Below are 22,381 nucleotides of genomic sequence, written 5' to 3' on the forward strand. Positions count from 1 at the left end.
TATGTCCACAGCTATCAAATTGGGGAACGACTACTGGAAACTCAAAAAAGATAACGTTGAGTTACCTGTTGTTTGGTCAGAGGACCGAGTTTCGAATCACCATGTTGGTGTTGCCGGGACATCCGGTGCTGGTAAAACTCATTGGATTCGCGAGTTCGTGACGAACATGAATGAAGAGATCGAAATCGACATCTTCGACTATCACGGTGATATCGAGATCCCTGGCACAGAGACCGTCATGTTTAGTGAGTCATCACGCTACGGGTTCAACCCGCTCATTCTAAATACTGATCCGCATTATGGCGGTGTTCGTCGCGCAGTGAATGACGTCATTGAGTCGATCAATTCAACCTCAAGAAAGCTCGGCGGTAATCAGGAAGGTGTGCTTCGGCATTTGCTAACAGATGCGTACACCGCCCGCGGCATACTGCCTGGTGATCCTCGTACCTGGGTGCGGCGTGAAGCGACCGAGGATGAAATTCGCCACTTAATTCAGACAAAGCAGTGGAATGACCTCCGTGGTGTTTACCCTACGCTACCTGATGTGATCCGGCTTGCGAAACGAAAGCTGCGTTCACTTTGGATGGGGGTGGACGACAGTGGCGATGGAAAAAAAGCCTTGAGCTGTTTTGAGGAATATTGCAGGTGCATGTCGGCGGTGAACAAAAGGCGTACTGAACTCGCAAAAGCAAAAGCGCGAGGCGATGATGCAGATATGGAGGCACAGCAGAAGCGACTCAATTCGGCAAAAGACAAAGCAGCCGAGGCACATATGACCTTCCTAAATAATATTGAAACTGGCCATGAGTTTGAGGATGTCATCAAGTACCACAGCAAGGACGTTGTATTAAGTGTGATCACTCGACTTGAGAATCTTCACGCTACTGGCATTTTCAACCCAAACCCTCCCCCGTTTGGTAATGCAAGGGTGCGGCGCTACAATTTGAAACCTTTGGCTCAATCCGAGGACGAACTAAAAATGTTCGTGCGCTTCCGCCTCCGTTCCATCATCCGCGAGATGATGCAACGAGGTGAGTCTGGTGGAAAGCTGCGGCGCCTTGTTGTGTTGGATGAATCCAAGAAATTTAACGATGAGGACGTTAGCAATCCTATTAACATCATCGTCACTGAAATGCGTAAGTTTGGGTTGTCCATTCTATTGGCAGGACAGTCCCCAGCACATTTTAGCTCTGACTTCATCAAGAACGCTGGCACCTTGCTGCTTCTGAACCTGGCCACTGCCGATTGGGATGAGGCTGCCCGCAAGCTCAAGATCGATGTGAAAGACCTAAAGTATTTACGTCCCCAGACCAGCGGTGCAGTCCGTATGCTGGAGAAAGGACAAATCGCGCAGTTCAAGCAAATTCATTTTTGAACTGCATTCCCGGCTTGAGCGCTACGCCTGACCATAGGAAAACGTGACCATGGATACGACCGCCCCGATAGTGCTGTACGTCTACCGCTGCGAGGCTTGTGGGCATGCCGGCCAGTTGCAACTTCCGGAATCTGCGCCCGAGGTGACGACGGCCTGTGCGTCGTGCGGTTCCGAGGTCCAGGCCGAGTGGGACGGCGGTGTTGAGCTGGCCTCCAACGAACACGACTAACGGAAAACCTTCTGAGGAAGTTGTCCGCTCAGTCCAGCTCGCTGTCGTTTTCCAGGCTGATGGCGTCGGCCGGCTTGTCGTCGCGTAACCCGACGAACACGGCGTGCCGAACCTTGCCGGCCGGGGTAATCTCCGCGAACTTCACTTCACACACCTGCTGCGGGGCAAGCCACACAACCCCTGCGCGCTCCATACGGGGCGGGTCGATGAGAGGGGTGCGATCCTGGGCAAGCGGTGCGAGAGCAACCCGTAAAGCCTTTAGGGTACGCTCGCTGATCCCGGAGCGAACCCTCCCTGCGTAGACCAGCTGACCATCGTCGTTATGCAGGCCCAGCAATAGCGAGCCAATGCCGGCTGCAGCCCGTGTGTAGCCGGCTATGACGAATTCTTGCCGATTGCCACACTTGAGCTTCACCCAGGCACCGTCCCGCGCGCTGCTGTATCGGCTACCGTCTCGCTTCCCGACGATTCCCTCTAAGTTCATCCGGCAGGCATTGGCAAGCAATTGCATCGGGTCAGCATCCAATGTCACGGAGAACCGCACTCGCTCCATTGGGCAATGCTCAAGAAGCGCCTCGAGGACCTGTCGCCTAAGCTCGACAGCTTCACCTCTAAGATCCGCACCATTGAGATACAGCAAATCAAAGGCCACATATACCAGGTCATCGGTGGCCTTTGAGGCGAACGCCGACTGCAGGGCTTGGAAGGCAGGTCGACCGTCATCCTCCTGGATCACGACCTCACCATCGAGCCAGGCCGAATGCACGGCCAGGCGTTCTAGGTCTTTGGTAAGCAGTGGCATACGATCGGTCCAGTCAAAACCGTTCTTCGTAAAAAGCTGCACCTGGTCACCATCGATCCGGACTAAAAGGCGATACCCGTCGTACTTGATCTCGTACCTCCATTCGCCTTGCGGAGGCCGAGTCGTCAAAGTCACGAGTTGTGGAGCGATCCAACCCGGATTCGGTGCCTTGGGTGGTTGCACGATCCGCGACCTCGCTAACTGAGATTTCCCTTCAGAGTGGAGTGCTGGATTGTCAGAAAGATCACCTCGTCCGCCCAAAGGATGGTATGAACTCTCAGGTTGAGGGCTGTTAACATGTTCCTTTTGCCGCGTAACTGAGTTGAGTTTTTACCGGAATGCCGGCGGCATTTAGCAAGTGTTGGAGCATTGAATGGAAGCAAGCCTACCGAGGATCGTAAATCCGGCTGCGATCGGTAAACCACGGGACTATGACCACCTACTGGGCACCATGAAAGATCTTCACCTGTCCCTGCAGGTGGGCACTTCGAGGCACGCCATCAAACGCCGTAGAGAAGCGTATGGATTGCCGCCCTACACCGTAGCGCAAGCTATCGCTCCTTATACGCACTTGCTGGGGGTTATCTCGGATCGTTCTGTTGCAGCTCGATGCGGCGTCTCGGCCCACATGGTGAAAGTCTACAGGGAGTCCCAAAAAATTCTGCCGGTGTTTAGGCCCAAACCGCGGCAGCAAAGCCTACCCATAGGACACCCTCTGAGGGCCTACAAGCCCCTTTTCGGCTTCGTGAGTGATCAAGAGATAGCTCGAGTGTCCGACGTGCCGCTCGATGCCGTACAGCAAGCGAGAGAGTCGCTCGGGTTCGAGCCAGTCGCTCCTCTACTCCAACCCATCGAAATAGCCCCTCTGCAGGACTTCCATGGTCCTTTGCTGGGTTACGAATCCCTATTGCACAGCATGTCGATCGCCAAGATCAGCCGCATTGTAGGGGTCCCTTACAGCATCATCGAAAAGCGCCGTGATTTTCTCGGCGTGAAGCCTTACGAGCGCGTATCCAGAGCTGTTAGATACAACCACCTCTTGGGTGTTATCCCCCATTCATTGTTGGCCAAACTCGCAGGCATTTCGGCCTCACGAGTACAGGACCTGAGCCGCGCTAAGAAGCATGCGACCTGACTTCGCGCCGGTTTAGCAGCTCGGTTTGCTAGAACCTTCGCATGGTAAGCTGGTGTTCTGCTTGCCCCCCCAACTGGCCTAGCCGCTCTCCATCTCCGAGGCTGGGCCGATGCTTCATTTAAGATTATCTGAGGCCCCAGTATGGCTACCAAATCGACCCCGCTCTACGGACGTATTACCTCTGCGCAGGTCCTCGAAGTGCTCAAATACAGCAGCGGTAGTGACCTCAAAACCCAGCAGGCCCAGCTCACTGCTACCTGCAATCAGCTGGAGCAGCTCAGTACCCCCAGTATCGGCCTTAGCGAGCTCCTGGATATGGAGGACCGCGACCTGCTTAAGCGGGCTGCAGTTCTCCTGCGCGACCTTAACCGTCACGTTGAGCGGGCAAAAGAGGTACGGGTTGAACTCGAAAAACGAGAAGACAAGGCGCGTAAAGCCTATTTGGTAGCAATCAGCGGGCTGATCGCGAAGCGCTTCCCTTCAGTCACCGATGAGACTCCCGGGCGAGCTGAGCAATTGTTGGAGATCATGGAGCTTCATCTGGCCTTATTCGACTGCAACTACCTGGAAGACTATTACGAGGGGGGCTTTCGTCGCAATTCGGGCGGGATTTTGACCGTTTCGAGAGTGGCGAGGAGACACTTACTCAGGCGGTAAACGGCGCTGCGCAGAACTTGCGGTACGACCTTGGGCAACGGTTGGGCTATTCGAGCAAGCAACCCGATCCAGCAAAAGCACTGCAGGCTGTGATCGAGGAGGCCGATCGGCTGCGCCCAGCAGCCAAGGCAAAGAATCAGGGGTTGTTTCAACGCATCGAGCGCGTGTTGGCAAGGGAGCAAACCATCCGCATCACTGCCGATCCACACCAGTCGTAACTGACTTGCTCACTGATTGAGTTCAACCCGCGCTGGGCGGGCTGATGGTTCACATGCTGTCGATGAATGCCGCTACACGTTCCACTGTCGGTTTACTCAGTCGGTGGTAGTCCACGAAGTGGAAGAACCCGTCTTCCTCATCGAGCTGGGCGAGCTCATCAGCGTTGAACGACCAGCGCTGGCCACCGTGCTCAAATTCCTGCCAGTCATCGTGGGTAGCTGTTTCGGTTAATCGGGTACTCACGTTCCTTGCCCTCCTCCAAGCTTAGGGCTTGCAGCTGGTGTGTGCGATCAGCCAGCCATGTGGAGCCGCTGTTTCTGCAGGGGCCGGCACCATTTGAAATGTACAAGTATGACCCCCAGGCGCCGATGCAACGACTGTCGCAGTCAGCGCTGTTTGCTGCAGTACATGTACTTCCACGACCTCCTCGGTAACGTCATAGAACTGTGCGGTAAGGTTCGCTGCGATGCCGCTGTAAAACACATCGTAAAATGAGAAAATACGGTTAGTTTCTAGAGATCAATGAGAATGAAGAAGGCTCTGCCCACTTTGCCGGTCCGCAGCATCGGCGTTAGCGGTCGTAGCGTCACAGGCATCGTACCGCTGATGGGTCGGTTTGAATCGACCCTCGAGCGCGACCTAATGGAGCTTGTCCGCTTCGATCGCCGCGTCAGCAGCTTCCTACCTCAGCCCGTTAGGATCGAATACAAGGGCGATGCCGGTGAGGAGCGGTCGTACACGCCCGACGGCCTCATCACATTCCAGGAATCGGCGTCATCACCGCCGCCAATCCTTTATGAGGTCAAATACCGAGCGAATTTTCGCGAGCAGTGGCGAAACCTGTTGCCCAAATTTCGCGCGGCAAAATCGTACTGCGCTGAGCGCGGGTGGCGTTTTGAGGTCTACACGGAACGGGAAATCCGCACGCCATATCTGGATAACGTCAAATTTCTTTGGCCGTTTCGAAGCCGAGAGCCTGGCCCGCTTCAGCGCGCCCAAGTCGTGGGTGTATTTGAAAGCTACAACTTGATCAGTGTGGGCAACCTCCTTGGAATGCTTGCTCCTGATCCCAAGCAGCGCGGTGAGCTGATCCCCGTGTTGTGGAACCTGATCGCAAAGGGCGTCGTTTGTTGCGACCTGAATATTCCGTTAAGCATGACGAGCGAGCTCCACAGATTCGACAGCGCAAATAGCGTGGTCAGTTGCGCCGTGTTCTTGGCCAAGCCGCGAAAGCGAGTCTTCACATAGCCGAACTGGCGTTGGATCACCCGGAACGGGTGCTCCACTTTCGCACGTACTTGCGCCTTGGCCTTTTCGATCTTGCGCTTGGCTTTGTATAGTACGCTGCGTTTACTCAAGTGTTTGTAGGTGCTGCGGCGGGCAGCGATTGCCATATCACCTGGCGCCCCTCGTGTTCAGGCCGCTTTTCCACGCCTGTGTAGCCCGCATCCGCACAGACGACATTCTCTTCGCCATGCAGTAGCTGAGCGACCTCCGTCACGTCAGCTACGTTCGCGGCAGTGCCGTGAACGTGATGTACCAGGCCCGACTCAGCATCGGCACCAATATGCGCCTTCATGCCGAAGAAGTACTGGTTGCCTTTCTTCGTCTGGTGCATTTCCGGGTCGCGTTTGCCTTCCTTATTCTTGGTCGAACTGGGGGCGTGGATGATCGTGGCATCGACGATCGTGCCCTGGCGCAGCGACAAGCCTTTGTCTCGCAGGTACGCGTTGATGGTTTCCAGAATACACGCCGCCAACTGGTGCTTCTCCAGCAGATGCCGGAAGTTCATGATCGTCGTGTCTTCGGGGATCGGGGCGCTGAGCGTCAGTCGAGCGAACTGGCGCATCGAGGTGATCTCGTACAACGCTTCCTCCATAGCGGGGTCGCTCAGTGAAAACCAGTTTTGCAGCAGATGAATGCGCAGCATGGTTTCCAATGGATAGGGTTTGCGACCGCCACCTGCCTTTGGGTAATGCGGCTCGATCAATGCGACCAGTCCGCTCCACGGTACGACCTGTTCCATCTCGGCCAGGAAACGCTCACGACGGGTTTGCTTGCGCTTACCGGCATATTCGAAATCGGAGAAGCTCATCTGACTCATGGGCAAGACTTCTTGGCGTGGATGAACGGAGCGCTATTTCAGCACAGGTCCGGCTGCCTGTGCTGACTTGATCGGAGAGTCCCTAAACACCCTGCCTAGTGAAAAACTTGTGGGGGTGGATGCAGCGTCAACACCCTCCGTCGCTACAAACCAAGTACCGATTTCAGGTCGATTTCTGGGGGCACTGCGGTGTCGAACTTGTAGCCCTTAATGACCAGGTTGTAGTGCGAGGCCAGCAGGGCCTTAGCCGATTCGCCATCTTTAAGTTCGAGGCAGTCGACCAGACGGGAATGCTCATTTCGTAGCTGACAGTAGTCGAATCCTGAACGGTACAAGGCATTGATAAGCGCTTCTTGGCGTCGAAGCTGGGTATGGATTTGATTCAGGATGTCGTTCTGCAGAAACGAAATGAGTAGCGAGTGAAACTGCCGGCCAAGCTGGTCGCCAAGATCGTGGTCGTGGTTTTCGAAGGCAACTCGCTCCTTCAGGGTATGAGCCCGTAAAGTTTCTAGATCTTTTTCACTGATGCTGCGGGTCAACTGGTCAATGACCCCACTTTCCATGACCAGCAGCATTTGATACAGCTGGTAGGCGTCATCGAAGGTGGGGCAGGCAACTGTTGAGGAGCGTTTAGGCGAGACCACTACCAGCCGATCCTGTGACAAGCGTATCAACGCTTGCCTTACAACGGTGCGGCTTACTTCGAACAGCTCAGCGATGTCCCGCTCGTTCAGCTTGGTCCCTGGCGGTAGTCGGCGATGATAGATGGCGTCTGAAATAGCGGAAACAATTTTTTGAGTGAGCATGGCACCAGCTATCAATGGAAGTTAGCAGCCGGGTAGCCTATCACACCGCCTTCTCCGGCGGGATTGGCACTGTCTTGGGGAGCCTCCGCAGAAAATGGTCCGAAAAGGGGCGTTTTGGTCGAAAAGCCCAACATAAAATCCCGGCGCAGCCCTCAGAAACCTGATCACCGAGACAGCTTGTGGATCTGGCATGAAGGATGCTTGCGTCAGATGGCTACTGGTATACCAGATATCCAATCTGGCATTTCAGTGTCTACTTCGACTACTAGCTCCAGCCAGTTGCCATAAGCAAGGAGCCCCACAGCGCAGGTCTGTATGAAGAACTCTCCACCTAGAAATAATGCGCGCTTCATTTCAATGCTCTTAATGGCATGCCAGCACGTAATGGTGATGTACGCCGGTGCCGTGGCGATTCCATTGGTGCTGGGTGCGGCGCTTGGATTGTCTAAGGCCGACATCGCTTTTCTAATCAACGCCGACCTATTCGCGTGCGGGATCGTCACGATCATTCAAGCGTTAGGTGTGGGGCCAATAGGTATTCGCATGCCTGTAATGATGGGGGTAACGTTCACAGCTATTGGCCCCATGATTGCAATCGGTTCCGACGCTACAGTGGGCTTGTCGGGAATCTTTGGGGCTACCATCGCTGCTGGTTTGTTCGGCTTGGCTGTCGCGCCATTGGTGGGGAAACTCCTGCGTTTTTTCCCGCCCGTGGTGACGGGAACAGAGATCGTCGCAGTAGGACTTTCGCTAATGTCCGTAGCTGCCGCTTGGTCTGGCGGCGGCTTTGGGAATCCGGACTTTGGTCGACCTCTCTACCTTGGAATCGCTGCCGCAGTGTTGGTCTGTATTCTGCTAATTGTGCGGTATGCCAAGGGTTTTCTGAATAACATATCTGTACTTCTAGGGCTAGTATTTGGGTTCGCAGTGGCTGCGGTGGCGGGTTTAGTAAGCCTGGAGGGGATTCAGGAAGCACCAGTGTTCGGGCTTATCAAGCCCTTTCATTTCGGCATACCGACCTTCCATATCTGGCCAATCGCAGCCATGTGCATCGTGATGCTGGTCACCTTCATCGAGTCCACCGGAATGTTCATCGCCCTAGGCGAGATAGTAGAGAAACCAATGGACGAGCGAACGCTGGTTCGGGGTTTTCGTGCTGATGCTGCAGGCACTATGATTGGCGGCATATTCAACACGTTCCCTTACACCTCCTATGCGCAGAACATAGGCCTGGTGAGTATCACCGGGGTACGGAGCCGTTGGGTTTGCGCTTTTGCCGGAATGATACTGATTGTGCTTGGGTTATTTCCGAAGGTCGCGTATTTCGTCGCCTCCATACCTCCTTTTGTGTTGGGTGGTGCGGGCATTGTAATGTTCGGCATGGTGACTGCTAGCGGGATGAAGGTCTTGGCTCGGGTAGACTTCAAGAAAGTGGGCAACCTTTATATAGTGGCGATCAGCCTTGCGGTAGGCCTGCTGCCGGTAGTGTCTCCGCAATTCTTCAATAAGTTACCGTCTGCGTTAGGGCCTATTCTTGAAAGTCCTATTCTACTAACCGCGATCGTCGCCACTCTCCTTAATTTGTTCTTCAATGGAGTAGCTGCGAAACCAATGCGTCAAGGATCCGAATCAACTCCTGCTCAATCGCAAACTCTATAAAGTAGAACTCAGTAATGTTGATAAATGTTTTAGAAAATATGAAGTGGTACCTGCCTTAATGCTCCCAGGTCAGGATTGCGCTTAGCGACCGTTATCGGTCGCTTTTTTTTGCCTCTGAAACTCCCGATTATTATGGGGCGCGGCCGCACCATCACGTTGCAAGAGAGAGAGATTATCCCGCACCGTAATACGCCGCCATTTATTTATATGCTCTCACACAGCGCAAAAGATTTTTTTATGTGTTGATTTCGTCGGTAAAATCTGCGCAATAGAGTGTTTGGCTGGCCCCATACTTGCTATGTATAAATAGCTGATCGCTCGGTCAGTTTTATATATTGGAGGTAAGATGGAAGTTAATAAGTTGGTCGCTGCGGTAGGCTCTGCTGGGCTGCTGGGTATCACTTGTCTCCCACTATCTGCATTTGCAGACATGAATTGGCATAGCGACAGCCTTACATACCAATATGGTAAAGAGTTCAAAGTCGATGCCAAGACTGTTCAGACCATCACCTATGAACATTTTAGCGATTGGTCGTGGGGCGACGTGTATTTTTTCATTGATAACAACTGGTATCCAGGAGGTGGGACCTACAATGACGGGCATCATTCTATCTACAGTGAGACGGCGCCGCGTCTTTCACTTGGCAAAATGTTCAACAGCAACCTTGCCTTTGGTCCGATCAAGGATGTGCTAATCGCAACAAGCATTGAATGGGATAAGAACGACCGGAACGGTTCACACGATCAGGTCAATTATCTACTAGGCCCGGGATTTGATCTCGCTCTTCCAGGATTCGATTATTTCCAGATAAATTTCTATTACCGCAAGCCAGATGGCGGCGCCGCGCCCTCTGGTCAATGGCAGATTACTCCAAGCTGGGCTTATACGATTCCGATGGGACGCTCCGATCTAGTTATCGATGGTTATTTGGACTGGGTAGTCAATAACAAGGGGAGCTACCATCGCAATTTGCTCTTCAATCCCCAGGTAAAATATGACATTGGCAAGTATCTAGGCTATAAAGCGAAGCACTTCTATGCAGGTATCGAGTATAATAATTGGTCTAACAAGTACGCCATTAAGAGTACCAAGGAGTTCAATACCAATCAGAATGTGACAAGCCTGATTGTGAAATACTATTTTTAACTATAGTGGCGGGCTGGTAGTTCGCCATTTATAGTTGGCAGAGCCAGAAATTAAAAAGGCCACCCGAGGGTGGCCTTTGCATTCCGGCGAGTGATTATACCGTGGCTTTGGTGACGCCGAACGTCTTGTCGAACATCGCAGCAATGTGCCCCCCAACCGTGATAGGTGCCGGGTAGGTAGTGTCAGGCTTGCGAAGTGACGGTACTACTTCGACCTCGTAGTAGTAATCCAGGTCAAAGAAGGTAGGAATCGAGTAACGCGCGGCGTCTTGTCTCGCGTTGAAGACCCGATGCATGGTGGAGTGATACAGGCCATCCGTTAGCAACGGAACCATGTCGCCCAGATTCACAACGAAAGTACCATCAATGTAGGGGGCTTTCAGCCATTCCCCGTCGGCATTACGTACCTCCAGACCACCCACTTCATCCTGCAGCAGGAGAGTGATTAGACCCCAGTCGGTGTGTGCGCCGGCACCCAGCTGATTTTCACGAGCATCGGCCGGCTGACTTGGATAGTGAAGCATCCGAGTGATGATCATTGGTTCCTTGAGACCTTCGTCGAAAAAGTCTTCAGGCAGTTGCAGTGATAGCGCGAGTAAGCGAACCAGCCTACGGCCGAGTAGATCCATGTACTGCATGTAATCTTCGGTATGCTGACGAAAACGTGGATTCCCTTCTGGCCATTGATTGGGGCCATGGTAAGGAGTCTTGCGCTGAACATGGGGATGCGCCTCGGTTAGCTCTCGCCCCAAAAGGAACCCTTCCTTCAAATCGGGTGGCGAACCCTCGTCCAAGGTTTGTGCCGCGATAGGCTCATAGCCACGCAGACAACTCGATTTCTTAGAGTTAATTCGCATCTTATCTTCAAGCGGAGTTCGGAAATAATCTTTGGCCACCGCGAATTGCGCCTGTTGCAGCTCTAACGGAACGCCGTGGTTTTTAATGTAAAAAAAACCAGTCTGTCGAGCAGCTTTATGAATTTCCCAAGCTACTGCCTTGCGTTTTTCAATATCGTGAGAAAAGCTGTCGAGCAAATCGATAACAGGAATGTTTTTTGCCACTGATGGCGGGGTGTAAATGACCATTTCCAAGCCTCATTCAGCCAAATGTTTTAGTAGCAAGGCAGCGTTTCAAATTGAATCGGTTCGGCACGAATTTTCGGGCGCCGATGCTCGGCTCGGCGCTTCGCCCAGTGCCAATCCTGATTAGTGCGGTGCGTCTCCTGCTGGGAAAATCCCCGACATTACTGTAAATCCAGGAACTCGCTTGACTGCATCCAGCCACAAACGTACGGAGGGATAATCTTGCAGGCATAGTCCTGCTTCGTCGGCCATCGCTACATACGGAAAACAGGCAATGTCAGCCACAGTCGCATGTGCCAACGGGCATAAATAATTGAAGCCCTGTTGACGCTGCATCCAAAGATGCTTATCCATTACATTCAGCAGATCGTAAGCGCGAGAGCGGCAACTCTCAGCATCGAAGTCGTACATGAAAAGCTCGTGCAACCGAGCAGCTGAGATGGACCCAGTCAAACTGTCCGCGAATGCTAGCCAGATCTGGATATCTCCAAGCACGTCGGGGCGATTGACCGGATACCATTGACGCGTCGAGTCATACATCGCAGCGAGATGAACCAATATCGCCTGGGAGTCTCGAATGGTTTTTTCACCATCCTGCAAAACTGGCAATTGCCCCATCGGATTAATTCTCAGAAATGCTGGGGTTTTATGTTCCCGCCCTGGGTAAAACTCCACAACCTCGGTCTTGTATTTTAGACCTAGAATCGACATCATTAATCGGACTTTGAAGCAATTGCCAGACAACTCGAAATCGTAAAGTTTTAACATGGGGCACCGATTAAATATTCAACACCAGCTTCTTGGAATTACAGCCCGACACACATGGCATGATTAGCTTCCCACTTTCCTTCTCTTTGGCGGAAAGGTAGACGTCTTCATGATTTATATCGCCACTGATAACAGGGGTGACGCAAGCCCCGCAGACGCCTTGCTCGCAGGAGTAATCTATTGTTATGCCGTGATCCAGACACGCCTTTAGAAGTGTTTGCCCTGGTTCGACGGTGAACTCTTGGCCTGTAGAATTTATTGCGACTTGGTACCCGGTCGTTGTGGTGGCGGGGCCTGAGCCTGTGGAAGGCGTCAGACCAAAGTACTCGAAGTGAATCTGCTCTGGGGTAAACCCCGCTTGCTGAGCAACTGTAGCCACCAACTCGATCATCTGTTGTGGACCACAAACGTACACATCGTGCTTGTCGCTATCCACCGACTGCAGCAGTTCAGTGATCGTTCGTTGGGTCCCAAGGACATCCAATCCTAGATAAGGTGGATGATCACTGGCCAAGGTAGCGATTCGATCCGGGAAGGCGATATGTTGCTCACCTCGCGCCAGGTAATGAAAACCATAGGGGCGCCCTACGTACTGCAGATGCAAAGCCATCGCCAAGATCGGTGTGACCCCAATGCCACCCGCGATCAGCAATGGTGTGCGGCCAGGCGGCTGTAGGATGAACTGGTTTCGTGGTAGTGAGACCAGGATTTTGGTGCCGACGTGCACATCAGCGTGCATGCTGCGCGAGCCGCCTCGTGAGTTCACTTCATGCTTGACTCCGATCACCAGCACGTCCCGTTCCTCCGGGGTGTTCACTAAAGAATACTGGCGTAGGTGTCGGGAGGGCGTGAGCACGCTGACATGCATTCCCGGTTCGAGATCGAATTGTTGTGGCTCGTCAGGCGTGAGCCAATAAGAGTCAATGTCCGGAGTTTCACTACGACGTGACGTCACGGTGCACCAGAACTGGTGGTTCGCTGTAGCCTTGCGTGTTGCCGCCACTGGTACGGCATCAGATGCAATTAGTCGGACAGGGGGAGCCGCGACGTTGCTAGTGCTCTCCCGCGCGGGCAAGAACAAATTTCCCAGAATATCAATGAAAGTCGACTTACGCTCTAAGGACACGGGTTGGTTAGAGAAAAGGCGAGCATGAATTACTGCTCGTCCATCCGACTCCGGCTGCACGAACAGCCGTAGGGTGTCCAAAAGGCCTGCGCACTTCAGGTCTATAATAAGGCCGGTGGCCAGCACCTGAACCCCATCGGTAGAACTGCCCAAAACAGGAGCGAATAACGTTGCTGCTTCTTTGAGCAAGCCTGCGGCTGCAGTGGCGCTCATGGGAACAGTATGACTGCGTAGGTTGCTCGCTACGGCTGCATCGATCGGTGCAGAGTTGTTCGGTTTGTGTTCAGATCCAGCGGCCTCAAGCCGAGCAAAAACTACACCGTTCACCTCCGTACACTGGAACGTGCGAACGCATGCAGTGCTAGGTTTTGCGCCGGGATGTGCCGGTACAAAGGAGCACTGCCCCGAGCCGCTCTCGTATTTCCAGCCGTGGTATTGGCATTTGAGCTGGTCGCCGACATTCACGCCTAGGCTTAACCGCACACCACGGTGTGGGCAACGATTCTCCCATACGTTTACTTCACCTGCGTCGTCACGCCAGACGGCAAGCTCCTGGCCAAGCAGACGTGTCTGGTACACATGCCTGAACGGCAAGTCTTCAGAGCTGGCAATCACGTGCCATTGTTGATTCAACGAAACCATATCTCATCACCTGCTAATACAGCTCACCCACGGGTGGTGCCGAACGTCACGTTTCTGTCATTAAGCCAGCGTCGATAGGCACTGGAGAGTGCATCCGCTCGCACGGGGGTTTCATGTCTTGGATTAAGGGGCAAGGCCTTGGGGACTTGGTTTATCAGGATCATGATGTCCTGCCCGAAAATGCGCTGCTGAAAGTCGCGCAGTTGTTTGTCGGTATTGATGTCGTCCAGGTAGCACATGATCGTGTGAGCGATGCTGCTCTCCTGATCCACCGGCTGCACGAAAAGTCCAAGCACATCCAAGCGGTTGGCATCGATCACACATGTTTTGTAGAGGATGGCAATGAAAGGGCGAGCTATCCGGTAGACGTATTGCATCTCCACCGGCTCGCTCGCAGCTGCTGACCCCTTGGGCTGCGGGAAACGACAATTGACTGCCCGAATTTCATCAGCCGCTTCATCTATTTCGACATCGTAAGCGGCAACCTCGGTCAGGGGCTCCGCGCCAAGAATGTCGGTATGAACAAACGGAAAATGCGCCATGTCGAGAAAGTTCTCGATAACCCTCAGTCCTGACGTAGCTACTCGGATCGAGCCTGCGCTGACCACTCTGCGGTCCGCTTCCGCGAACTCCGGTATCGCAATGACGTCCCTAGGGTTATCGCTTAGTGACACCCAAAGCAGACCATAAATGCTCTTGGACGCTAGCTCCGCCGTGTTATCTGCCAGCCCGGCGGATACAGTGCCATCTGCAAGTTGGTACCAGATCTCCGTCCCTAAAATTCGAGTGTGGTATTTCCGGCCGCTGACTGTCTCGGCCAGCGCCCCGACGGGATACCAGTCGTCGATTACAAAGCTGTTTTCTGCGTGCATGAAAATGCCTTCTGAAGCCCGGCGCACCGTGGAGTGACCGGGGCAGTCACGGTTATTGGGCCCGGTACTGGGCAACGAATTCGGTAGGTGAAACAGCACTGCGGGCTTGATGGACAGCCGCACGCTCGGCATACAGCTCACGAACGAAGTTCGCGTAGGCGCAGCTGTCAGCGAACATGTTGTATTTCCAGCCTAGGCCGTAGGCGTTCAGATTGATGTTGTCGATGGTCATCAGCGACAGCGAGGTGTCGTCACTTTGCAGATACGCATCGATGACTTTGCGGGTCACTTCTTTGGTGCAAGCCAACTTGTGCGCATGCCACATATCGGTGTGCCATTCCCCCTTGGCTGGACGCTCGAATGGGTACTGAATAGATCGACCTGGGCGGTCAATACCTTTCGCGTCCCAAGGGCCAGTCTCAAAGCCCCACCAGTTCAATGGGCCGTTCGGTGCTGCTGGCCGCATCTGCGCCCAGTGCACTAGGTTGCGGCTAAGCCATTGATCTGCGTAGCTATCGGAATTGAACGGGTCAAGCATCGCAATGGCCTCGTTATCTCCGCGCATCTGTGAAACCGCGTGCTCGACCTCATTTTCAATCTTGAAGATGCAGTGGCTGTAATCCATCGCCATGTTGAATGGCACACCGCGAGTCTCAACCAGATCGGCTACTTCCAGCACTCGCCGGTAGTCTTCTGACCACATGTCAACGTGGTTTTCGAAGGTGATGATGACCCCAGATTTGGCAGCGTATTCATAAGCGTCGAGGTAGCAGGCAGCCACTTCCTCATTGGTGACGTAGTGGCCGTCCTTGTGTTTGGCCCAAACCATGAAGTTGTGGTACTTGCCGCCTACTTCTACGGTGAGATCCAGGTTTTCCCTGATGACTGCCTCATCGAGCCCCAAGGTGTAGCAGCCACTGCCCGACAGTACCGGCAGATCGTAGAGTTGGCTGCCCTTGATGTACTCGTCCAGCTCCTGACGATTGTTCGGAATACGATCGATGAAATCCCAAACTTGGGCTTCCTTTACCAGCTTGAACTGCTCGAGGATGGGCAGTTCGACCAGGGAAACTGGCCGCTCCATGGATGACGCTTGAATGCCTAGACCGGCACATCCCAGCTTGAACATCTTTTTCATGTGTTGATCCCCTATCGCGTGTGCCAGAGTCAAAGGCCATTTGCTGTCATCATCAAATTTCATGGCTTTCCAGATGCACAATCTGGTATACCAGTTATGCCGATGTCAAAGCACTTCCTGTGCCAATTCACTTGATTGATAGGGCTAGCCCTCTATTTGACTGGTCGGACAGCTTTTGATGAAAGCGTCCGAAGATTCTTGGCGAGGCTTTTAGCGCCAAAGAGGTGCGCCAATCTTCTTTTGTGATTCAGATTGGTGCGCTGGTGAGGTGTATGTCTGCTTGCGCACGCGTGCTACCTCCAGTCTTTGCCCTAGCATCGCTTGGGCTGAAGACCTTTAAGCCCGCATAGTGATTTGAGGGATTAACAATGGCTCGCCGTTTAAAGTTTCACTCAGTTGCCGTCACTTACTTCGATATGGTCCGCCGTTGCGAGTCCATCCGCGAAGCCGCGCGGCGTTTGAATGTCGCCTCATCAGCGGTAAACCGTCAGATCCTTAAGCTCGAAGATGACATTGGTGCCCCCCTGTTCGATCGACTCAATTCCGGACTTCGATTGACGCCTGCCGGCGAGTTATTCGCGCGTCACATCGGTGTGGTTTTGCATGACGTTGAAAGACTGCGCGCAGAATTTGACGCCATGGAGGGGCTGCGTGCTGGGCATGTAGAACTGGTAACGGTAGAGACGCTAGCGGTCGACCTCTTACCCACGGTGATGGAGATAATGCATCAGCGTTATCCGAGGGTGACTATTGGGGTTTCTCTCTGCGGTGCTGATCGCATTCCTGACGCGATCGTCGAGGGAGCCGCTGACCTTGGTTTGGCGTTTGCGCTGCCCAGACACGAAGAACTTCAGCAGCTAGCCCTCGGGCATTTTCGACTTGGCGCAATAGTGCCCCCAGGACATGCATTAGGCGCAAGGGTACAAGTCAGTTTCGGTGCTTGCGCCGATTACGATCTCATCCTGGGTAAACCTGAATTATCGACTCGCCATCGATTGGCGGCTCTGCTCAAGGCAGCGAATATCCCAGGCAAAGCCCGAATTGAGTCTGGCTCACTCGAGCTTGCTAAGCAGATGGTGCTCCGGGGCCGTGGCATCGCTTTCCAGACCAGATTTGGTATTGAGGCGCAAATGGAGGCGAAGCTGCTAAAAATGCTGCCGCTAACGGATGGCGGCGGGATTTTTTGCGATCTTGGGTTGTATAAGCGGGCAGGTCGTTATATCCCGACTGCTGTCGATGCCTTTGCCAGAATTCTCGCAGATGAGATTTTGCTCCGCGAGCGCCAAGAAGCCGCTGATTACAGGACTCTTGGCTAGCGATGCCAAAAAAGCATCAGCTAGAGCGATAATCGATGCTTTTCGTAAGCGGCTCAACCGATGACACTAAAAGTCTTCACGCAGGAGTTGCTCCCATGTCAAACGCTCAACTCGTACCTACAACCATTGAAATCTCCGATACGGCTGCATCGCTGCCGATCATCGATATGTCCGGACTGCGCTCATCGAACATCGATGTACGTGCCAAGGTAGGCCGGCAGATCGGTGCGGCTTGCCGCGATAAAGGGTTCTTTTATGTGACTGGTCACGAGATATCCTCGGCCCTCCAGCAGCGAGTCATCGACCAGGCAGCGAAGCTGTTTGCACTGCCACCCGAGGAAAAAGCCAAGGTTGATAAGTCGCTCTCTCAAGCAAATCGAGGCTACGAACCACTACGCAATCAGGTGCTTGAGGCCGGGGCGCCCGCCGATGTCAAAGAGGGATTTTATATCGGGCAGGATAAACCGCTCGACCACCCCGATGTTTTGAACGGTAAGTTCAACCAAGGTCCAAACCTCTGGCCAGAAGCCTTGCCTGAGTTTCGTGCAACGATGGAGCAATACCAAAGGGAGCTGGAGGGTGTCGCGCAACTGCTGATGCAAGGTGTTGCGCTGTCCCTGGGTCTTCCTGAGCAGCACTTTGCCAGCTTCTGCCACGATGCGATGACGACCTTAAGGCTGCTCCATTATCCTCCCCAGTCCCCTTCGGCAGCACCTGGTGAAAAAGGTTGCGGAGCACACACCGATTGGGGCGGCCTGACGCTGCTACTCCAGGACGACAATTCGGGCTTGCAGGTTTGGGATCAGGAAAGTAACGACTGGATTTGGGCGATGCCTGTGCCTGGCTCCTACGTGGTAAACATCGGCGACCTGATTTCGCGCTGGACCAACGATCTGTATCGCTCGACCTTGCATCGGGTGGTGAATTTGTCAGGGAACGAGCGTTACTCAGTGCCCTATTTCTATTCTGGAAATGTTGATCACAAGATCGAGTGTATCCATCAATGCCTCATTCCAGGAGAGTCGCCCAAGTACCCGGTGATCACTGTCGAGGACCACTACAAAAACATGTTCCGCAAAACCTACGCCATGTAATGCGGTCTGCACGGCCAGCGCGATCGCACTGGCCTTTATCCAGCCATTCTGACAATGCCCCGCACGAAGCTTTGGGACGATGAAACACTTGCGCCTGAATGGGAATGGTCACCGGCTGGGCTTGACGGCAGCTTTTGCGAGGTATGCCGGGCACCAACTGAAAGTGGACCTCGTGTAGAGCGGCCCCTGGAGCAATCACGGTTGGACCTATCAGCATGAGCAGTCGAGATCGCTACTCGAACGTATGCGTTCGGCGAACCCACCTCCAAACTCCAGCATCAAGGGCGATGGTGTCCGCCCTTGCACAGGTACAATCCAGGTCGCAGGTGAAGGTTATCTGGTTGAACGCATGGTTCGATCGGTAATGACGCAGATGCCACCCATGACCTGATCGACCAGGCGCCTATGCGTCTGAAGAGACTTTCAAGGGAGATCATTACTGCCTCAGATTGCGCAGGCAGGGTTGGTCACTTCCGGATCAGCCGAGTACCATTTCCCCGCCTCCTAGGGTAGTTTTGACGATCCCCGCAATTACACGTTGCCCTGTCTCCTGCGCGAGCTCCTGATACCAAGCTTGCGTATGCGCCGGGCTTCTTCCGTGGGTCAGTTCTGACCGGCTACGGGCACGCAGCATGATCTGCGCGGTGCGATCGACACGAGCGGTGTTGTAGAGGTCAAGCGCGGCTACGACATCAGCGGCTCTTAGCTCCAGGCATTTGGCAAGTACCCAGGCATCCTCCATAGCCTGACAGCCTCCTTGGCCCAAGTCAGGCGCCATGGGGTGCGCCGCATCGCCCAGCAGAACTACCCTGCCTTTGACGAAGCTGGTGATTGGCGCTATGTCGTGGATTTCGACGCGGCTGACGATGGAGGTATCCATACGCTCTATTAGGGCTCGCACTGGAGGAGCCCAGCCTTCGAAGTGGCTGTACAGCTCTTCACGGTAGCGTTCCCGCACATTGAGAGTTCCAGCGGGAAGTGGTACATCGAAAAAGAAGTAGAACTGGCCGTTGCCGATAGGCATGAGCGAAACGCGTTTTTGGTCACCGACAAACTGGGTCCACTCGGCAGCAGAAGCAAGATCGTCGCTAGCGTCCACGCGCCCATTCCAGTTGACATAGCCGCAGTAGTCACGCGCTACTTCGCAGCCTGCCACGTAGTTGCGCAGCCGCGAGTGGGTACCGTCAGCGGCCACCACAAGATCGGCCTGGATGCGCTGGCCATCGGAGAGCTTCACCAGCACACCGCCCTCCTGAGCCTCGACACTGTCGCAGCTCACACTCAGAGTGACGTTCTCAGCGCCACAGGCATTCAGCAGGACTTTCTGCAAGACTGTACGGGCGATGGGGCAAGCGCGCTGCTCGACGGATTTATATAGCGGTTCGAGGCTGAAGCGGGTTAGCAGGGCACCTTTGTGCGTGCTGTAACTCATGGTGTCCATGCTACCGCTGAAGCTTTTGATCTCATCTCCGAGACCAAGCTTTTCTAGGATGTTGACGCCGTTGGGCCAGACGGAGATCGCTGCGCCTGCAGGTGTCAGCTCTGCAACCCGATCGAACAGCCGTACGCGATGTCCGTGACGTTGCAGGGCAATACCCGCCGTTAGCCCACCGATGCCTGCGCCGATGATGACGATATCCAACGGCTTCGAGTTAGAAGGTGAAAGAGTCATTGCGAACGCACCAAAGATGAAGAGATGAAAAGATCGCTTGGGCTGATTGTTCCTGGTCATTTGCCAGTGTGAATTGGGAGAGCACCTCCACCAGCACTGGTTAGTGTCCGCGCCCCGGGACACGGGTAGCATGCCACGCATGCTCCCCACGTCTTTTCAGGTAAAACAATCGCATACTTAGCTCAGGAAGAACTGGCTTAGTCCTTGGCTACGCAACCCTTTGCGATAGGCAATCGAGCTCATGTCCGCCGGAATGTGCACTTCTAGAGATGGATCGAGTGGCAGACGCTCCGGTTTTTGAGCTTCGACGATAAGACGATCCTCTTCGAACACCTGAAAGTTAAAGCTATGAACGTCCTCTACAGGAATATGCTTGTCAAAATTACGCGCGATCGGGGCAAACATTCGCGTGTATTTCGCCGACACGGGGGAAGCCGCATTCATGATCACCAGCCGACCATCGTTCGGAAAGTGCACCGTCAGAGTAGCCGTGAACGGCAGGTGTACCTCGAAGTGTCTCAGCCAAATGAAATCAGAAGGAATGTCAGCCTCTACGCCGATCGGGTAGTTTGCCACTGTGCTTAGATAGCGAACTTCGAAACCTTGAGGTGTTTCTTCGGGACGATAGGCAGGAACCTCAACGTTGTTCGGATTGCCAAAAGTGTCCGTGTGAACGAAGCCAAAATGAGCGACATCAAGGAAGCCCTCAAGCTGACGCCCTGCAAATGCCTTAACGTCGAAAGCTGGGCAAACAATTTGCTGAAACCCTGCATCCTCCCAATGAGGCATGTTCGGTATGTCGACTTGATCGTTCTGAGGATCGAGGCACGTCCAGATCAGTCCATAACGCTCGACCGCAGGATACGTGTAAAGCTGCATACGGCTTGGGATGGATCCATTGGGGCTTGCCGGAACCTTGTTGCACTTGCCTCCGTGACCGAAGCGCAAGCCGTGGTACGGACAAACCACTCCTTGGCCGTCGCTCTTCCCCATACTCAGCGGAACACCACGATGCGGGCATACGTCCCGCGCCACGATCAACTCTTCGCCTATCCGATAAACCACAAGCGGCTCGTCGAGAAGCATCGCTTTGATCGGCTCAACGCCCACTGTGATTGATTCGGCGATTGGGTACCAATGCGAAGCGAGAATGCGCCAGTCACTTTCGACAAAAGTGCAATTGAGTGGAAGAGTACGGTCTTTGATCATGGGACATAAGCCTCGTCAGCTGCCATAACGGTCTGAAAAGCGCGCTCTGAGGCGCTTCGGTATGGACTTTAAGATCACGGCGTGATGAACTCAAACATCGATTTCTCATCATCGCGTTGCAAAAAACACAACACATGTTCCCTTTCTCTCGATTCACCCGGTACTTTCTCGAGGTCACTCAGCACCGCAGCATTCGCCGAGCGGCGGAGGTTTTGCACGTCTCTGCCTGGGGTTTGGGGAGCAATGGAACCAAAAACCAACGTAAGCCCTACCACCTGCGCTCGGTGCCTTCTTCCCAGGCATCCGCCTCGATGAAGCAGTTGCGCATGTCGGCTTCCTGGCTGATCTCGGTCAGCAGGTCGTGCACGGTCTTGTCCAGCTCGTCGTCGCTTCGATACGAAATGGCCAACTCGTAGTGGCCCGACTCCAGCCGTTTCATGCCGTAGGGTTCCAGGCAGTAGCGCTCGATGTTCTCCTTGGCCCGTTTCCGGCCGCGCACGAACTTGCTGTTATTCACCACCGCCAGGCGCAGGGTGACGGTGGCCACCCGCTCGACAGCGGGCGGCTCTGCCGGCGATGACGACGAGGCCGTGATCTGCTGATCGCGTGACCGGGCGCTCTTCTGGTATGCGCCGATCTCGACACCCCGGTGGCGCAGGTAGCTGTACAGTGTGCTCTTGGAGATGTGTAGCTTCTCGCCGATGGCGCTGACGCTCAGGCGACCCTCGCGGTACAGCGTTTGCGCCGCCATGGCGGTGGCCTCGGCCTTGGCGGGCAGACCCTTGGGACGGCCACCGATCCGGCCCCGCGACCGTGCGGCCGACAGGCCCGCCTGAGTCCGCTCGCGGATCAGCTCGCGCTCGAACTCGGCCAGCGAGGCGAACAGGTTGAACACCAGGCGGCCTTGGGCATGGGTGGTGTCGATGGGGTCATTCAGGCTCTGCAAGCCGACCTTACGCTCTGCCAGCTCGCCGACCAGCTCGACCAGGTGCTTGAGCGAGCGCCCGAGGCGATCCAGTTTCCAGATCACCACGGCATCACCCGGACGCACGTTGGCCAGCAGTTTGTCCAGTTCCGGACGGGCGCTTTTCGCGCCGCTGGCGATGTCTTGGTAGATGCGTTCGCACCCGGCCTGTTTCAGGGCATCGACTTGTAGGTCGGCTTTCTGATCCCGAGTGCTCACTCGCGCATAACCGATCTTCATCAAAAGTACCGTTTACTCGACTACGTTAGTAATAGTTGAACTTTGATAAAGCGTACCAGTTATTTGAACCGTAGCGTGGGGAGCTTAACGAACCGAGCCATTCCTCGATAGAGTTCGGCAAAACCT

Annotated in this window: 22 protein-coding genes and 1 pseudogene; 10 read left to right on the forward strand and 13 right to left on the reverse strand. The window is 54.2% G+C overall.

Annotated elements, in window-relative coordinates:
* The first annotated feature begins 1 nt into the window (after position 1).
* Complete coding sequence (locus ACW4TB_RS20980) at positions 2-1,375, forward strand: hypothetical protein (RefSeq protein ID WP_009682474.1); 1,374 nt, start codon at positions 2-4, stop codon at positions 1,373-1,375.
* Between the two features lie 49 nt (positions 1,376-1,424).
* A complete protein-coding gene (locus tag ACW4TB_RS20985; RefSeq protein ID WP_009682473.1) occupies positions 1,425-1,604 on the forward strand; it encodes an FmdB family zinc ribbon protein in 180 nt (59 codons plus the stop codon).
* Between the two features lie 28 nt (positions 1,605-1,632).
* Here the strand turns inward: ACW4TB_RS20985 and ligD are convergent, their stop codons facing one another.
* On the reverse strand, positions 1,633-2,589 hold the full coding sequence (gene ligD / locus ACW4TB_RS20990; protein WP_158622667.1) for a non-homologous end-joining DNA ligase: 957 nt from the start codon (positions 2,587-2,589) through the stop codon (positions 1,633-1,635).
* Between the two features lie 190 nt (positions 2,590-2,779).
* Here ligD and ACW4TB_RS20995 point away from each other — a divergent pair, with 190 nt between their 5' ends.
* The 3 genes from ACW4TB_RS20995 (at position 2,780) to ACW4TB_RS21005 (ending at position 4,416) form a co-directional block, all read left to right on the forward strand.
* On the forward strand, positions 2,780-3,541 hold the full coding sequence (locus ACW4TB_RS20995) for a hypothetical protein (protein WP_009682469.1): 762 nt from the start codon (positions 2,780-2,782) through the stop codon (positions 3,539-3,541).
* 141 nt (positions 3,542-3,682) lie between these two features.
* Positions 3,683-4,198 (forward strand): hypothetical protein, encoded by a 516-nt coding sequence (locus ACW4TB_RS21000; protein ID WP_009682468.1) that lies wholly within the window; start codon positions 3,683-3,685, stop codon positions 4,196-4,198.
* Positions 4,199-4,215: 17 nt separating this feature from the next.
* A complete protein-coding gene (locus ACW4TB_RS21005) occupies positions 4,216-4,416 on the forward strand; it encodes a hypothetical protein (protein WP_031325683.1) in 201 nt (66 codons plus the stop codon).
* Positions 4,417-4,465: 49 nt separating this feature from the next.
* Here ACW4TB_RS21005 and ACW4TB_RS21010 read toward each other — a convergent pair whose 3' ends face one another.
* Positions 4,466-4,660: a hypothetical protein gene (locus ACW4TB_RS21010; protein ID WP_009682466.1), complete on the reverse strand. Its 195-nt coding sequence runs from the start codon at positions 4,658-4,660 to the stop codon at positions 4,466-4,468.
* A 399-nt stretch (positions 4,661-5,059) separates the two neighbouring features.
* Between ACW4TB_RS21010 and ACW4TB_RS21015 the strand changes: the two genes are divergently transcribed.
* A complete protein-coding gene (locus ACW4TB_RS21015) occupies positions 5,060-5,665 on the forward strand; it encodes a heteromeric transposase endonuclease subunit TnsA (RefSeq protein ID WP_228393862.1) in 606 nt (201 codons plus the stop codon).
* Here the strand turns inward: ACW4TB_RS21015 and ACW4TB_RS21020 are convergent.
* Positions 5,587-6,521: pseudogene (locus tag ACW4TB_RS21020) on the reverse strand (IS5 family transposase); the annotation flags it as partial. The gene ACW4TB_RS21015 and the pseudogene ACW4TB_RS21020 sit on opposite strands and share 79 nt — an antisense overlap.
* Before the next feature lie 143 nt (positions 6,522-6,664).
* Complete coding sequence (locus ACW4TB_RS21025; RefSeq protein WP_023662964.1) at positions 6,665-7,327, reverse strand: GntR family transcriptional regulator; 663 nt, start codon at positions 7,325-7,327, stop codon at positions 6,665-6,667.
* A 315-nt stretch (positions 7,328-7,642) separates the two neighbouring features.
* Between ACW4TB_RS21025 and ACW4TB_RS21030 the strand changes: the two genes are divergently transcribed.
* Together ACW4TB_RS21030 and ACW4TB_RS21035 are read left to right on the forward strand one after the other, a co-directional pair.
* Entirely contained in the window at positions 7,643-8,986 is a 1,344-nt protein-coding gene (locus ACW4TB_RS21030) for a nucleobase:cation symporter-2 family protein (protein ID WP_009682464.1), read from the forward strand.
* A 346-nt stretch (positions 8,987-9,332) separates the two neighbouring features.
* A complete protein-coding gene (locus tag ACW4TB_RS21035) occupies positions 9,333-10,133 on the forward strand; it encodes an outer membrane protein OmpK (protein WP_009682463.1) in 801 nt (266 codons plus the stop codon).
* A gap of 94 nt (positions 10,134-10,227) precedes the next feature.
* Here the strand turns inward: ACW4TB_RS21035 and ACW4TB_RS21040 are convergent, their stop codons facing one another.
* The 5 genes from ACW4TB_RS21040 to ACW4TB_RS21060 all read right to left on the reverse strand — a co-directional run bounded on the left by ACW4TB_RS21040 (position 10,228) and on the right by ACW4TB_RS21060 (position 15,823).
* A complete protein-coding gene (locus ACW4TB_RS21040; RefSeq protein WP_009682462.1) occupies positions 10,228-11,217 on the reverse strand; it encodes an isopenicillin N synthase family dioxygenase in 990 nt (329 codons plus the stop codon).
* A gap of 120 nt (positions 11,218-11,337) precedes the next feature.
* The gene (locus ACW4TB_RS21045; RefSeq protein ID WP_009682461.1) at positions 11,338-11,982 is read right to left on the reverse strand and encodes a glutathione S-transferase family protein; all 645 of its coding nucleotides are present in this window, start codon (positions 11,980-11,982) and stop codon (positions 11,338-11,340) included.
* 10 nt (positions 11,983-11,992) lie between these two features.
* The gene (locus tag ACW4TB_RS21050) at positions 11,993-13,750 is read right to left on the reverse strand and encodes a Rieske 2Fe-2S domain-containing protein (RefSeq protein WP_033690311.1); all 1,758 of its coding nucleotides are present in this window, start codon (positions 13,748-13,750) and stop codon (positions 11,993-11,995) included.
* 23 nt (positions 13,751-13,773) lie between these two features.
* Positions 13,774-14,622: an aromatic ring-hydroxylating oxygenase subunit alpha gene (locus ACW4TB_RS21055; protein WP_009682459.1), complete on the reverse strand. Its 849-nt coding sequence runs from the start codon at positions 14,620-14,622 to the stop codon at positions 13,774-13,776.
* Between the two features lie 52 nt (positions 14,623-14,674).
* Positions 14,675-15,823: a hypothetical protein gene (locus tag ACW4TB_RS21060; RefSeq protein ID WP_232247636.1), complete on the reverse strand. Its 1,149-nt coding sequence runs from the start codon at positions 15,821-15,823 to the stop codon at positions 14,675-14,677.
* A gap of 305 nt (positions 15,824-16,128) precedes the next feature.
* Here ACW4TB_RS21060 and ACW4TB_RS21065 point away from each other — a divergent pair, with 305 nt between their 5' ends.
* Entirely contained in the window at positions 16,129-17,076 is a 948-nt protein-coding gene (locus ACW4TB_RS21065) for a LysR family transcriptional regulator (RefSeq protein WP_009682457.1), read from the forward strand.
* A 95-nt stretch (positions 17,077-17,171) separates the two neighbouring features.
* Positions 17,172-18,170, forward strand: a complete 999-nt coding sequence (locus ACW4TB_RS21070) for an isopenicillin N synthase family dioxygenase (protein ID WP_009682456.1) — start codon at positions 17,172-17,174, stop codon at positions 18,168-18,170.
* 478 nt (positions 18,171-18,648) lie between these two features.
* Here ACW4TB_RS21070 and hpxO read toward each other — a convergent pair whose 3' ends face one another.
* The 4 genes from hpxO to ACW4TB_RS21090 form a co-directional block, all read right to left on the reverse strand.
* Complete coding sequence (hpxO, locus tag ACW4TB_RS21075; RefSeq protein ID WP_009682455.1) at positions 18,649-19,902, reverse strand: FAD-dependent urate hydroxylase HpxO; 1,254 nt, start codon at positions 19,900-19,902, stop codon at positions 18,649-18,651.
* A 117-nt stretch (positions 19,903-20,019) separates the two neighbouring features.
* On the reverse strand, positions 20,020-21,051 hold the full coding sequence (locus ACW4TB_RS21080) for an aromatic ring-hydroxylating oxygenase subunit alpha (protein ID WP_009682454.1): 1,032 nt from the start codon (positions 21,049-21,051) through the stop codon (positions 20,020-20,022).
* A 74-nt stretch (positions 21,052-21,125) separates the two neighbouring features.
* Positions 21,126-21,269 (reverse strand): hypothetical protein, encoded by a 144-nt coding sequence (locus ACW4TB_RS21085; protein ID WP_306290506.1) that lies wholly within the window; start codon positions 21,267-21,269, stop codon positions 21,126-21,128.
* A 50-nt stretch (positions 21,270-21,319) separates the two neighbouring features.
* On the reverse strand, positions 21,320-22,255 hold the full coding sequence (locus ACW4TB_RS21090; RefSeq protein WP_003089068.1) for a recombinase family protein: 936 nt from the start codon (positions 22,253-22,255) through the stop codon (positions 21,320-21,322).
* Between the last annotated feature and the right edge of the window lie 126 nt (positions 22,256-22,381).

Source organism: Lelliottia jeotgali, assembly GCF_977070485.1.